10 protein-coding genes are annotated in these 14,679 nt (G+C 42.1%); 8 read left to right on the forward strand and 2 right to left on the reverse strand.

What is annotated here, in order from left to right; translation table 11 throughout:
- The 8 genes from AC23N5_RS19375 to AC23N5_RS19410 form a co-directional block, all read left to right on the forward strand.
- Window positions 1–761: hypothetical protein (locus tag AC23N5_RS19375; protein ID WP_487756852.1), on the forward strand; the 761-nt coding region annotated here is incomplete at its 5' end.
- Window positions 762–765: 4 nt separating this feature from the next.
- The gene (locus AC23N5_RS19380) at window positions 766–1,509 is read left to right on the forward strand and encodes a hypothetical protein (protein ID WP_487756853.1); all 744 of its coding nucleotides are present in this window, start codon (window positions 766–768) and stop codon (window positions 1,507–1,509) included.
- A complete protein-coding gene (locus AC23N5_RS19385) occupies window positions 1,509–5,024 on the forward strand; it encodes a tetratricopeptide repeat protein (RefSeq protein ID WP_487756854.1) in 3,516 nt (1,171 codons plus the stop codon). Before AC23N5_RS19380 ends, AC23N5_RS19385 begins: the two co-directional genes overlap by 1 nt.
- A 3-nt stretch (window positions 5,025–5,027) precedes the next feature.
- Entirely contained in the window at window positions 5,028–6,101 is a 1,074-nt protein-coding gene (locus tag AC23N5_RS19390) for a toll/interleukin-1 receptor domain-containing protein (RefSeq protein ID WP_487756855.1), read from the forward strand.
- A gap of 413 nt (window positions 6,102–6,514) precedes the next feature.
- The gene (locus tag AC23N5_RS19395) at window positions 6,515–7,525 is read left to right on the forward strand and encodes an AAA family ATPase (protein ID WP_487756856.1); all 1,011 of its coding nucleotides are present in this window, start codon (window positions 6,515–6,517) and stop codon (window positions 7,523–7,525) included.
- Between the two features lie 653 nt (window positions 7,526–8,178).
- Window positions 8,179–10,509, forward strand: a complete 2,331-nt coding sequence (locus AC23N5_RS19400) for a COR domain-containing protein (protein ID WP_487756857.1) — start codon at window positions 8,179–8,181, stop codon at window positions 10,507–10,509.
- 9 nt (window positions 10,510–10,518) lie between these two features.
- Window positions 10,519–11,964, forward strand: a complete 1,446-nt coding sequence (locus AC23N5_RS19405; protein ID WP_487756858.1) for a toll/interleukin-1 receptor domain-containing protein — start codon at window positions 10,519–10,521, stop codon at window positions 11,962–11,964.
- Between the two features lie 150 nt (window positions 11,965–12,114).
- On the forward strand, window positions 12,115–13,455 hold the full coding sequence (locus AC23N5_RS19410) for an ATP-binding protein (RefSeq protein WP_487756859.1): 1,341 nt from the start codon (window positions 12,115–12,117) through the stop codon (window positions 13,453–13,455).
- A 303-nt stretch (window positions 13,456–13,758) separates the two neighbouring features.
- Here the strand turns inward: AC23N5_RS19410 and AC23N5_RS19415 are convergent, their stop codons facing one another.
- Window positions 13,759–14,385, reverse strand: a complete 627-nt coding sequence (locus AC23N5_RS19415; RefSeq protein WP_487756860.1) for a hypothetical protein — start codon at window positions 14,383–14,385, stop codon at window positions 13,759–13,761.
- Entirely contained in the window at window positions 14,385–14,624 is a 240-nt protein-coding gene (locus tag AC23N5_RS19420) for a hypothetical protein (protein ID WP_183978460.1), read from the reverse strand. The genes AC23N5_RS19415 and AC23N5_RS19420 overlap by 1 nt, the downstream gene beginning before the upstream one ends.
- Between the last annotated feature and the right edge of the window lie 55 nt (window positions 14,625–14,679).

The raw sequence follows: 14,679 nt of genomic DNA on the forward strand, positions 1-14,679 counted from the left end.
AAGATAAAAATGACTACCCAGCGGCCTTGAAAGCCTACTCAAAAGCATTAGAAATCAGAGAACGGCTCGCCCAAAGCAATCCCGAGGCGTATGAAATAGAACTTTGCAGAAGTATTGTGTTATTGGGCTTACTTCAAAAAGCAGATTATCAATCTGCTCGTCAAACAGAAATCAATGGTTATTTGGGGAGAGCCAAACAGATACTGCCCAAGTATCCAGATATTCCCCTTGCCCAAACGCTCATGGAGTATGTGAATGATTTGGAGGGCTACTTCAAAGCGGTGCAGTTGTACAATGAAATACAAACGGTTCAAAAGCAGTTAGCTACTCTAAAATCAAACTTAGAAAAAATCAAAATCAAAGAGCAAATCATTGAAAAATATCGGTATCTGGTGGCCAATGGATATCCAAAATTTGCCAATGAGTTGGGGAGTAGTTTGAGTAGCTTGGCATGGTATCAACTCTTTGAGAAGCAATTCAAAGTAGCCGAGCAATCCGCCAGAGAAGCCCTCAATCCCACTACTTTCAAGAAAACCGAAGATTACGATAACAAAATAGAATGGGCAAATACCAACTTAGCTTTAGCCTTACTCTTTCAAGGCAAATACACTGAGGCGGAGCAAATTTACCTCGCCCTTAAAGACAAACCCTACAACAAAGCCACTTACCGAGAAACCTTCTTGGCAGATTTAGATGAACTTGAAAAGGCGGGGGTTACGCATCCAGATGTGGCTAAAATTAGAGAATTGTTAAAGAAATGAGAACATGAAAAAAGCAATCTTATTCATCAGCATCATTTGTACTAACGCTTGTTTGGCACAAAACAACAAGCTCAATGGTTTTGTGGTAGAGCAAAGCAGCGGTTCTAAGCCCGTTTCACAGGTTAGTATTTCCTCTAATAGTGCAAACGTAACCCAATCTGCTACCGATGGGCGGTTTATCTTGGCTTACCAAAGCCTTGATGCGGGCGATAACATCAATATCAGGGTACAAAAAGAGGGTTGGGAGGTAGTCAATGAGAAAGAACTACAAACCGTCATCCCTTCCAATTATGTCGTTCGTCCACTCAAAATTGTGCTTTGCAAGGCGGGCACTATCAATCAAAATCGAATCAAATATTACAATGTTTCGGTCAACTACATCACAAAACGCTTTGAAGAAGAAATAACAAAGGCCAAAAAAGAAAATCAGAATTGGCAAGAGAAAGTACAAAAAATAGAAAAAGACAAAGAATTTCTTCTTTCACAAGCCAATGAGTTGGCAGAACGATACAGCCGAGTGAACTTTGATGATGTGAGTGCCATCGAAAAACAGGCATTTGATTTGTACCAAGAAGGCAAAATCAAAGAAGCCATTGCCCTCTTAGAAAGTGTGGACTCGGAGGCACTCATCCGCAAAGCCAAAGAAGCCAAGCAGAAATGGCTGAAAAATAAAGGCTCGACTATCCGCCAAGAAGAAAGAATCAAACCCATCCTGAAAGCAGACTCAACTCTCAAAAACAAACAATAATGAAAAAGGCACTATTGATTTTTTGCTTGTTGAGCAACTTCAAAACCATCGCTCAGATACAATTTAAGGGCATCATCACTGAACAAAATAGTGGCAAAAAGCCTATTGCGTTGGCAAACGTAAAAGCTGAATTTGCAAACCCTATTCAAAGTGACTCCAAAGGCAATTTTAATCTTAGGTTTCAAGGCAAAAACTTTGGTGATGAGGTTTCGATTCAAGCACAAAAGGATGGGTTTGAGGTAGTCAATTTCAAAGAAATGGTTGCCAAAATTCCTAAAAAGCAGGTAGCACCCTTCAAAATCATCATGTGCAAAGCGGGGTTAGTTGCCCAAAACCGAGTAAAATATTACGGAATTTCGGAGAAATACATCACTGAAAAATATGAGAAAGAGTTAGCTAAACTCAACCGCAGTACTGCTGGTTGGGAAGCCAAAGCAGAAAAATTGGAGAAAGATTTTAGAGCCAATCTTGAATTTGCCAAAGAACTCGCCGACAGATACAGTATGATGAATTTGGATGATGTAACCGCTATCCAACGCCAAGCCTTTAAGCTATTTGAAGAAAACAAAGTAGAAGAAGCCATCAAACTATTGGAAGGGGAAAACTACCAAGAGAACATCCAAAAAGTAAAAATAGAGCAACAAAAGATACAAGAAAACGCCCAATTGGCCGATGAAGAAATAGCCAAAGCCGAAGAAATTATCCAACAACAAATCAGCAAACTGATGTTCCAAGCTGACCTCTATACCCAAGATTTTCAGTTTGATAAGGCGGAGAGGACTTATGAGATTGCGGTGGAGGCTGATACGAGTCGAGCTGAGAACACTTTTAAATTTGCCGTTTTTCTTCAAAAACAAAACCAATATGACAAATCTATTCAATATTTTCAAAAAGCATTAAGATTAGTCAAAAGTGAACCCAATGTAGTTATGATTCAAAACAATTTAGGGCTTTTGTATAAAGATAAAAATAGCTACCCAGCTGCATTTAATGCCTATTCCAAAGCCTTAGAAATCTCTGAACGCTTGTCCAAAACCAATCCTTCTACTTACAAGCATTTGGTGGCGAGGACTCAAAACAATTTAGGAACTTTGTTTCAAGCTAAAAATGACTATCCAGCCGCTTTGAGTGCTTACTCGAAAGCCTTGGAAATAATAGAACGCTTTGTCCAAACTAATCCCGATACTTATGAGCCTTTTGTGGCCACTGCTCAAAACAATTTGGGGGTTTTGTATCAAGCTTCAAATGATTACCAAGCCGCTTTGATTGCCTTCACCAAAGCCTTGGAAATAAGAGAACGCTTCGCCAAAACCAATCCTGCTACCTACGAGCCTTATGTGGCTAATACTCAAAATAATTTGGGATTGTTGCATCAGGATAAAAATAATTACCCAGCCGCTCTGAGTGCTTTCTCGAAAGCCTTGGAAATCTATGAACGATTAGCCCAAACTAATTCTGCTGCTTACGAGCCTAATGTGGCCATTACGCTAAATAATCTGGGGGCTATGTATCAAGTTAAAAATGATTATTCATCGGCTTTGAAAGCCTACTCGACAGTATTAGAAATATATAAACGATTGGCCAAAACCAATCCTGCTACTTATGAGCCTTTTGTGGCCACTGCTCAAAATAATTTGGGGGTTTTGTATCAAGATTCAAATAATTACCAAGACGCTTTGAGTACCTACACCAAAGCCTTGGAAATTTATGAACGCCTTGCCAAAATCAATCCTGCTACCTACGAGCCTGATGTGGCGAGGACTCAAAACAATTTGGGGCTTATATATAATGAAAAAAATGATTACCCAGCTGCTTTGAGTGTCTATACCAAAGCCTTAGAAATTTATGAACGCTTGTCTAAAACCAACGCTGCTATCTACAATCCATATGTAGCAGCTTCTCAAAACAATTTTGGGGGTATGTATAAAGGCCAAAATAACTTCCCAGCCGCTCTGAATGCTTATTCAAAAGCTTTAGAAATCTATGAACGCTTGTCCAAAATCAATCCTGCTACTTACGAGCCATATGTAGCTACTGTTCAAAACAATTTAGGGGTTTTGTATAAAGCTACTAATGAATTATCCGCCGCTTTGAGTGCCTATTCCAAAGCCTTAGGAATCTATGAACGCTTCGCTCAAATCAATCCTGCTACCTACGAGCCTTACATAGCAAAGACTCAAAACAATTTGGGTGTGGTATATCAAGCTAAAAATGACTACCAAGTCGCTCTAATTGCATGCTCGAAAGCCTTGGAAATCTATGAACGCTTGTCCAAAACCAGCCCTGCGACCTATGAACCACACTTGGCTGGTACTCAAAACAATTTGGGAGTTTTGTATCAAGCCAATAATGACTACCCAGAGGCCTTGAAAGCCTACTCGACGGCCTTGGAAATCTATGAACGCCTCGCCAAAACCAATCCTGCGGTCTTCGAGCCTGACGTGGCTGTTACTCAAAACAATTTAGGGGTTTTATTTAAAGCTACAAATGAATATTCTTCAGCTTTGAATTCTTTCTCCAAAGCTTTAGAAATCCGTGAACGCTTGTCCAAAACTAATCCTGCAACTTATGAGCCTGATGTGGCGGGTACTCAAAACAATTTGGGGGTTTTATATAAAGCTACAAATCAGTATGATGCTGCTTTAAATGCTTTCTCCAGAGCTTTGAAAATATATGAACGCTTAGCCAAAACCAATCCTGCTACTTATGAGCCTTATGTGGCCACTTCTCAAAACAATTTAGGAGGATTGTATCAAGCTAAAAACGAATTCCCACCCGCTTTAAAAGCCTTCTTGACTGCTTTGGAAATCTATGAACGCTTAACCAAAACGAATCCTGAGGCTTATGAAATAGAACTTTGCAGAAGTATAATGTTATTGGGCTTGCTTCAAAAAGCAGATTATCAATCAGCATGGCAAATACAAATCAATGACTATTTGCAAAAAGCCAGACAAATTTTACCTAAATACAATGATGTATCACTTGCAAAATCTATTTTAGTGTATGTAGTTGATTTAGAGGCATATTTTAAAGCCTTGAAGTTGTACGAAGAAATACAAGCTGCTCAAAAGCAGTTATCAGCCCTCAATTCAAATTCGGAAAAGATAAATCTTCGAGAAAAAATCATCGACAAATACAGGTATTTAGTGGCTAACGGTTATCCACAAATTACTATTGAGTTGGGAGGTAGTTTAAGTGGTTTGGCTTGGAATCAACTTTTTGAAAAGCAATTCAAAGCAGCAGAACAATCAGCCAGAGAAGCGCTCAAACCCACTACTTTTAAGAAAAGCGAAGATTACGATAACAAAATAGAATGGGCAAATACCAACTTAGCTTTGGCCTTACTCTTTCAAGGCAAATACGCTGAGGCCGAGAAAATCTACCTCGCCTTCAAAGACAAACCCTACAACAATGCTACTTACAAAGAAACCTTCTTGGCAGATTTAGATGAACTTGAAAAGGCGGGGGTTACGCATCCAGATGTGTCGAAAATTAGAGAGCTTTTAAAAAAATAACCCATGCAAAACATAGACGTCTTCATCTCCCGCAAAAGTGCTGATGCACCCTACGCTCAAAAGCTGTATGAGTACCTCACGACGCAGGGTTTAACGGTTTTTGAGTCTGATAATACCCTCAAACAACTCGGCAATGCCGATTACATCAAAGCCATTGATGAGGCATTGGTCAGTAGTACGCATATGGTGGTGGTCGGGAGTTCTGCCGCCAATATCCAATCGTCGTGGGTAGAGGCGGAGTGGTTGTTTTTTCTCAATCGCAAGCGGTCGGGCAAAACATCGGGCAATCTGCTCACGGTGGCTACCAGTACCCTCAAATTGGAAGAGGTGCCACCCAGTTTGGCCAATTATGAGGTCATTCCGTACAACGAAAAGAACTTTCCTATTATTTACAATTACGTTCGTCAGCCCAATACGCCTGCCAAGCAAGCTCCTAAAAATCCCTTTCCCGCCGAGCGAGAAAACAAAGTACTACGTTGGGTCATTGGGGGTTTGGTGCTGTTGTTGGTAGCTGTGTTTGCTTTTTATTACGTCCAGCCCTACGATGCTACCTTCATTCTCCAACCATCCACCAATCTCCAAATCAACCGAGCATACCCTGCCTTCAACGGAGGCAAGCTCGCTGTGGTAGTCAATAATGAAGTAAAAAAAAGCCAAGTATTGGCCAATGGCGAAGTGATTTTTAAGCAACTGCCCTACACCACCAAAGGCGAGAAAGTAGCCATACGATTGGATAACCCCCACTGGAAAACCCAGCAAGACAGCATCGAACTTGATAAATCGGTTCGTTTGGCGATTGTGCCCAATGGCAGTTTGGGCGTTTTTAGAGGGCAAGTACGGCAAGAAGGCAGTGCCATCGCCATCCCTTTTGTGAGTATTCAAATTGACACCGATACCACCATTACCACCGATGCCCAAGGGGTATTCAATGTGGTATTGCCTCCCAAAATGCAAAAAGAGCAGTACCGTTTGCGGTTTTCTAAATCAGGTTTTGAACCCAAAGACACCTACCAAGATTCAAGTAATTATTTCCCAAACTCCAACGAAGCTATTTATACGTTGAGAAGAATCAAGTGATTGTCTGCAAAGCCCCTCAGCGAATACTACTGTCCCCAATCAGGGATTATCGAAGTGCGGATTTTTGAACAAAATACTTTTATACGTGGCTGAATCGTAGTATTTTTACCTACTTTCAGCCACGTATCTTTTAATCTGTATGAAAACGACCCTCATTGGACGAGAAAAAGAGCAAGCAATCCTACTCAAAGCCCTGCAATCGGACGAGGCCGAGATGGTGGCCATCGATTGACCGAAAAACGACCAACTGGCTCGATGCCTTTCAGTTGCTGATTATGTGCCTGGAAAAGAAAAACAAGGCGGGCCGCATGGTGGTTTTCATTGACGAATTGCCCTGGCTGGCTACGGCAAAATCGGGCTTTTTGAGTGGATTGAGCTTTTTTTAGAACAGTTGGGCTTCCAAAAAAAACATCGTGGTGGTCATCTGCGGTTCGGCGGCTTCGTGGATGATCCAGAAAGTGGTGGACGATAAAGGCGGCCTTCACAACCGCATCACGAGGCGGATTGACTTGCAGCCCTTCAACCTCTACGAAACCGAGTGCTATTTCAAAAGTCGGAATATTTTGCTGGACCGTTACCACATCGTTCAGCTCTACATGGCGTTGGGCGGGGTGCCGCACTACCTCAAAGAAGTAGAAGCGGGCAAAAGTGCCGCCCAAAACATAGACCAGATTCTGTTTAGACCCTCGGCTATTCTCCAAAACGAGTTTGAGCGGCTCTATCCCGCCCTTTTTGAGCATGCTGACAAGCACATTGAGGTGATTCGGACTTTGGCCAAAAAACGACAGGGCATGACCCGCCAAGAAATCATCTCGGCCTCTACCCTGACCGACGGCGGGGGTATCTCACGCATTTTGGAAGAGTTGGCGGTGTCGGGGTTTATTTCGGTGTATTTTCCTTTTGGCAAAAAACGAAAAGACAGGGTCTATCGCCTCACCGACGAGTTTTCGTTGTTTTATATACAGTTTATGGAAAACCGAGGCAACCGAGGTGCAGGCATTTGGCAGGAGTTGAGCCAAACGCCCGCCTACAAAAGTTGGGCTGGCTACACCTTTGAGAGTATTTGTATTAAGCACACCTCCCAAATCAAAAAAGCCTTGGGCATAGCGGGCGTATATACCGAAGCAAGCGGGTATGTGGGCAAGCGTGAGGGCGAAAAAGGCATTCAGATTGATTTGGTACTGGACCGCAAAGACCAAAGCATTAATATTTTTGAAATCAAGTTTTACCATACGCCCTGGGCCATCACCAAAGCCGAAGCCGACGAACTGGCCTACAAAAAAATGCAGTTCAAACGCCTAACCAGCACCCCGAAGCAGGTATTCCTGACGCTCATTTCGACGTTTGGCATACAGCCCAACAGCCACAGCATCGGGCTGATAGACAATAGCCTCAGCATGGACTGCCTCTTTGAGCCTGAGTGAGAAGGAGGAGTTTGATTTTTTGATAATTTGTAGAAAATATTAATCTAAACCGATATTATCCCATGAGCAACATCGAAGAAGCCAAACGCCGTATTAGAAAATGCCTTGAAAATCAGGAGACCGAGTTGGATTTGAGTAGTTGTAGTATTGAGTTTTTAAGTGAAATTCCCGACATTTTCAAATGTACTCATATAAGAGGTTTAGATCTTTCATTTAATTTCATTAGTAACATTGAACAAATTGGCTTGTGTAGTAAACTTGAAGGACTAATTTTGAATAACAACAGGGAAGGTTTGGATTTAAAAGGCATTGAAAACCTTTCAAATTTAAGTGTACTATCAATTTTTAATTGCAATGTTACAAACCTATTACCATTACAGCATTTAACAAATCTGATTGACATAAATGCAATTGAAAATAGGATAAATGATGTTTCACCAATCGGAAATCTTATAAATTTGAAACGTATTGAGCTTGCATCAAACTTAGTTGATAATATAAACCCCATAGTTAATTTGCCAAATATTGAAGTTATTGATATTAGGGGTAATCCAATCAAAGATTTTCGAGTACTCTTGACAGCAGAAAGATATAAAAATGGGGAACTGCACATAAAAGCTTATAATGGTGAAACATATTTAATTTTTGATGTCTTGCGTTCAGTTAGGGAGGGATACCCAGCTCTCAAAAAGTATTATGATACCATCAACCGAGAAGGTATAATCCAAAACGACCAACTCAAAGTCATCTTGCTGGGCAACAGCACGGCGGGGAAAACATCCTTGGTAAACTATTTGGATGAGGAAAAGAGGATATTCGATGAAAAGCAAACCACTACACACGGCATTTACACACCCAAAAACTTTCGGCTCAGAGAACAAGACCAAGAGCCTAAATTTAAGGTAAACATCTGGGATTTTGGCGGGCAAGACTACTACCACGCCACGCATCGGTTGTTTGTTACCCGTGAGAGTACCTACGTGCTGGTTTGCAACAAACACCTCGAAGACAAACCCGCCCAGGAACTCACCACCGAGTACATGCAAGTAGGCGAGGAAGTGCAGGCCGTGGAAGTCCCCGTGCAGCACTATCCCTACCGCTACTGGCTCCAAACGCTGGCTTTTTTGACCCAATCGGGTAAAATTGATGACCCTCAAAACCAACAAAAAGATAAAAGCCAACTGCCCAAGCTGTTTTTGGTAGAGAATAAATGCGGTATCGAACACGAACAGGTTAAGCATAACCAACGCATGAGGTTGGACGAAAAACTATCCCAAACCCTGCCTTTTGAGTTAGTGGGCGGGGATTTTTATCACATAGACATTGAGAAAGCGTACCAGTACCATTCTGGTAAAGATACCAGCGATGAGGCTAATGCGTTTCATCTGGCGTACAAGAAGTTTGAGAAACAACTCCTCCAAACCCTCCGTACCCAAATCGAAAACAACCGTTACGAAGTTCACGCCAATTTTCCCAAAATCAGGGACATTCTGGCTTCGATGGCGGCCTATATGCAGAATACCGAACCCTCAGATGAACTAAACGAGTATTTGTCAGCCAATAAAATCGCCCCTATCGAAAGTTACCCAAAACTGCCCGTGTGGATTAGCTACGACGAGTACCGAGACCTCGTAGAACGCAACAGTAAATCCAAATTTAAGGACATCGAGGGCTTTTTGCACACCTACCTCCAAAACCTCTGCGGGCGTATTTTTCATTTCAAAGACATTCCCAGTTTGGCCCACATCGTATTCATTGACCCCAACTGGCTGCACCAAACAATTTACAAAGTCCTGAACCAGAAGGTACTCGACAACAAAGGCGAGTTCACGATTCACGATGCCGATGCCGTCATTGATGGCAACATCATAGATGCGGCTACTTTCTTGGATGCCATGAAAGCCTTTGATTTAATCTTTGAAATACCCAACCAAGACCCCCAACGTTTTGTAGCTCCGCAGTACCTGCCCGAGGTATGTCCGCTGCACACGGCTGGTTTGTACTCCTTGATTGAAGACAACTACGACTTGGCCCTGACGTTGGAGTTTTCGTACTATTTACCCAGTTCGTTGATTTCCAGAATTATCAGCAAAAAAGGCCACCTCATCAAAAACCGACAGCAGTTTTTGTGGCGAAACGGCCTCCTCTACACCGACGAAAACCAAGTGAGTGTGTTTATCGAATGTAAACCCACCCAACGGAGAATTGACATCTCACTCAACAAAAAAGACAAAAACAAGGTACAGCAAACCCTGCGGGAACTGATGACATTGCTGGAAGAGAACTTCTCGGATGAGATAGCGGATGCTTACATTGTTTTGCCTACCATCAAAGCCAAAGCCAAGTGGAAACACCTTTTGAAATCGAAAGAAGGCAGGCAAAACAAAGTCAAAAACTACGATGAACAGGGCGAGTTGGTGGATGCGGAGCCGTTCTGGTTTTTGTTTCGGGAGTTTGAACGGAAGCCCCTCAACGTTTTTGTGTGTTACAGCCACGAAGACCAAACCGAGATGGAGGCGTTCACCCATGAACTGACCAAACAGCTCAACTCCTTTGAAAAACAACACGGCATCAAAATCAATAAGTTTACCGACCTCGAACTCAAAACGGGGATGTTGTGGGATACGGTTTTGCAAGACCGCATTGCTCAAAATGACGTGTTGATTTGTTTGTTGAGTCCTACGTTTTTTACGTCTTCGTACATCCAAGAGAAGGAATACGGTAAAATGAAGCAACTCGCTCAGCAAAATCCCAACAAATTGATTGCTCCGATTTACGCCAAATCTTGCTATATTTCGGAAGACAACGAAATCGCCAATTTGCAGTTTTACAAGCCCAAAAGTGAGGATTTTGGTTTGGAAAAAATCAAGAATTTTGCATTCAGCAACCTCCTTGACAAAGACAAAACCTTAATTCCCAACTACGTTTCAGCCTTTATCGAAGATATTGAAGCGAAGATGTTAGAGATTTGGAAAAGAAAATAATAATTACCCATGCCCCCCACCCACTACGACGTTTTCATCTCCCGCAAAAGCCAAGACGCCCACTTTGCCAAAGAACTCTATGACTTTTTGACCAGTAAGGGGTTGAAGGTTTTTGACTCACTCCATTCTTTACCTGAACTCGGCAATGCCGACTACCAAAAAGCCATTGATTACGCCTTGGATGCCTGTATACACATGATTGTGGTAGGTAGCTCAGTAGAAAACATTACCGCCTCTTGGGTAGAAGCCGAATGGCGATTGTTTATCAATGAAAAACGCTCAGGCTACAAAACTGGCAATATTTTATCAGTGGTAACCCACAATGTGACCATTAGAAGTTTACCCGCCAGTTTACGGTACTATGAAGTTGTGACATTAGAGAAAGCCAATTTTGAGCGGGTGTTGGCGTATGTGAAAACGCAAGAACAGCAACCAGAAAAGCCCCCAATAACTCCCAACCCAACAAGTAATCCACAAAAGAAGGAAAAAGGTTTTTGGGAAACGCTATTCTCTAATGATAATGACAATCATAATCCTCCCAAAACTGAGGTAAAAAAATGGGCTGATAAAGGTCGGGAAGCTCACTCAAAACAGGATTATGTGGAAGCCGTCAAGTGGTGTCGAAAAGCTGCTGAACAGGGTCATGCTACAGCCCAACATAATTTGGGGGTGATGTATTTCAATGGCAGTGGAGTAGAAAAGAATGAGGTGGAAGCCGTCAAGTGGTATCGAAAAGCTGCTAAACAAGGTTATGCTGGTGCCCAAAATAATTTGGGAGTGATGTATAAAGATGGTCGTGGCGTAGAAAAGAATGAGGTGGAAGCCGTCAAGTGGTATCGAAAAGGCGCTGAGCAGGGTGATGCTAACTCACAATTTAATTTGGGTTTGATGTATGCCACAGGAAGTGGGGTAGAAAAGGATGAAGTAGAAGCCGTAAAATGGTACAGAAAAGCAGCAGAGCAAGGAAAAGCCGATGCCCAGCATTTATTAGGATTAATGTATTACAATGGCAGTGGAGTAGAAAAGAATTACACAGAAGCCGTAAAATGGTACCGAAAAGCCGCTGAGCAGGGAAATGCCACAGCCCAATATAATTTAGGTACAATGTATTACAATGGCAGTGGAGTAGAAAAGAATGAGGTGGAAGCCGTCAAGTGGTATCGAAAAGCGGCAGAGCAAGGGTATGGAGGAGATGCAGCTGCCCAACATAACTTAGGATGGATGTATGCCAATGGCAGAGGCGTAGAAAAGAATGAAGTAGAAGCCGTCAAGTGGTATCGAAAAGCCGCTGAACAGGGCTATGCCAATGCCCAAAATAACCTAGGGGCATCGTATGAAGATGGAACAGGTGTGGCTAAGAACTTAGCCGAGGCTATTCGGTGGTATCAGTTAGCAGCCAGACAAGACGAAGAAACCGCTCAAATCAATCTCAAACGCCTCAACCAATCTTGGTAATCCCTCTATCTCCAACCCTGCTCTGCTTGCAACCTTAGAACAATAAAACAATAACTTCACCCAATTATGGTAGGTTTTGTTACAAAAAATCAGTAAAATAACCTATGTTTTGTTACAAAGCCCTATCTTTGTAACAAAAAACAGGCAACCATGACATTAGAAAGAAAGGTATTCAAACAGCTCTTGTCCTGGAAAATAGCCCCAACACGAAAACCATTGATTTTGAGGGGGGCACGGCAAGTGGGCAAATCCACTTTGGCCAGAGAATTGGGCAAAACCTACCCTCAGTTTATCGAAGTAAATTTAGAAAAGCAGGAAAATTTCGACCTTTTTGAAACCATTTCACTCCAAGATATCGTCGAGATTTTGTTTCTGAAAAACAATTTTTCGAGAACAAAAGAAACCTTGATTTTTCTGGACGAGATCCAAGAAAGCCCCAAGGCAGTACAACAACTACGGTATTTTTATGAAGAATTTCCTGAGATTCACGTCATTTCGGCGGGGTCGTTGTTAGAGTTCGCCCTCCACAAAATAGCGTCATTTCCAGTAGGTCGGGTAGAGCAAATAGCCATCCATCCTTTCGATTTCGAGGAGTTTTTGATGGCAATAGGGCAAACCGAAGCCCTGAATCAATGGCATAAGGTGCCGATCAATCATTTTGCTCACGGGGTGCTGCTGTCGCTGTTTCACCAATATACCATTATCGGTGGAATGCCCGAAATCGTGAAAAAATTTGTGGAAGACCAAAGCTACTCCAACCTCTCACCGATTTACAATAATTTATGGCAAGGCTACAAAGATGATGTCGAAAAATACGCTCAAAACGCCACCGAGCGGAGGGTCATCAGGCATATTCTGGAAACAGCACATTTTGAAAAAGATAGGATAAAGTTTGAAGGATTTGGCCAATCAAATTATCGGTCGAGGGAGGTAGGCGAAGCGTTCAGGTCTTTGGATTTGTCCAGGGTTATTCAGCTAATTTATCCAACCACTGCCACGGGTATCCCCATCTTGGCAGATTTGAAACGAAGTCCAAGGTTACAATATTTGGACACAGGGATTCTGAACTTTGCCATGGGCATTCAGGCCGAACTCATTGGTATCAATGATTTTAGCGATTTGTATAAAGGAAAGATTATCCAGCAGGTAGTGTCGCAACAATTACAAGCATTGCACCAAGAATTGCACTACAAGCCAACATTTTGGGTAAGAGAAAACAACAGTGGAAATGCCGAAATTGACCTTATTTATATTTTTCAAAGCGCAGTTTTTCCGATAGAAATAAAATCTGGAAAACAGGGAAAATTACGCTCTTTACATCAATTTGTTGAGCAAGCCGATTTTGGTTTTGGCATCAGAATGTGTGCCAACAATTTTTCGGTCGAAAAGGCTACCACGGCAAATGGGAAAAACTATACCCTGATGAATTTACCCTATTATTTAGCAGGAAAACTACCCGAATATTTGACGTATTTGATTGATAATGAGTAGGTTTTTCTAAACGCTACGACGAGTACCGAGACATCGTAGAACGCAACAGTAAATCCAAGTTTGAGGACATCGAGGGCTTTTTGCACACCTACCTCCAAAACCTCTGCGGGCGTATTTTTCATTTCAAAGATCTGATTGATGACATGCGGAGATAAAAGTAGTCCGAGAATTGGGTAAAAGAATCATTGCTATTCGCCCCAAAAGGAGCAATTACGTACCGCCTTTCATTAAAAAAGCCAATCCCGAATACATCTCCAATGACATTAGAACGGTGTATAAGGCTTTGAAGAAGTAGAAACAACGTTAGATTGAATAGACCATATTCTCAGAAAGCCACGAAACAGTCAATGCTACGAATTCTGAGAAGGTAAGTTCATCCATTGTCCATTTTAAGGAAGTACACAGTTCGGGTAAATCTTGCTGAAATCGTTGATAGTTCTCAAAAATGTAGCTACCGTGAGGCAGACTTCGGGTAGTATGCTCACTCAGCCAATCACGCACCGATTGAATCAGTTGTAGGCTGTCGTTGCGGTGGCTTTTGATGTCTTGTCCACCCAAATCGGAGATGAATTGTTTGTAGCGGAAGCCATCTGTATCTAAAATCAGGTATTTTTTCTCCTTATGTGATTTTCCACCGAACTGTTGGCAACCCATGAATAGCCCCAGTTCGAGCGGCATATTGAAACGAGGAAGCCCTTGGGCAGTTTCGATACGAGATAAGTCGTGGATGCCAAGTTTACATTCCCCCATCATGCGGACGATTTTTTGAATACGAATGTCGTTGGAATTATTGGATTCAAGAGCGCAACGAGCGATAAATCCACAGGCGTGGACTCCAAAAATCAGGGACTCAAAAAGGGGGTTATAAGTGGAATCAAATGGACAGTTGATAAAAACGCTCAGTGCGTAGTTAGGATTGGCTTTTTTCATCAAACACGTTTCTTCGACAAAGCCACTATCGCTTTTTCTACTTTACGAGCGAGGCTCTTTTTAACGGAGGGATTAGCTTTGTAAGGGTTACGCTCAACAGCAACGCCACTGAATGGTTTCCCATCGGTTTTGATTTCGATAAACTGCCTTGAATCCGCATCTCTCAGAATATAATGACCCGTGGCAGGGTTTAAAATCTGGCTACGACGACTTGTTGTTTTGGCTTTGACAGTACTCATAAAATCGCTTCATTTATTTTTACTAAAGATAACATTCGTTTTGCGAATAATATTT

It is taken from the genome of Runella sp. R5_40 (assembly GCF_057652295.1).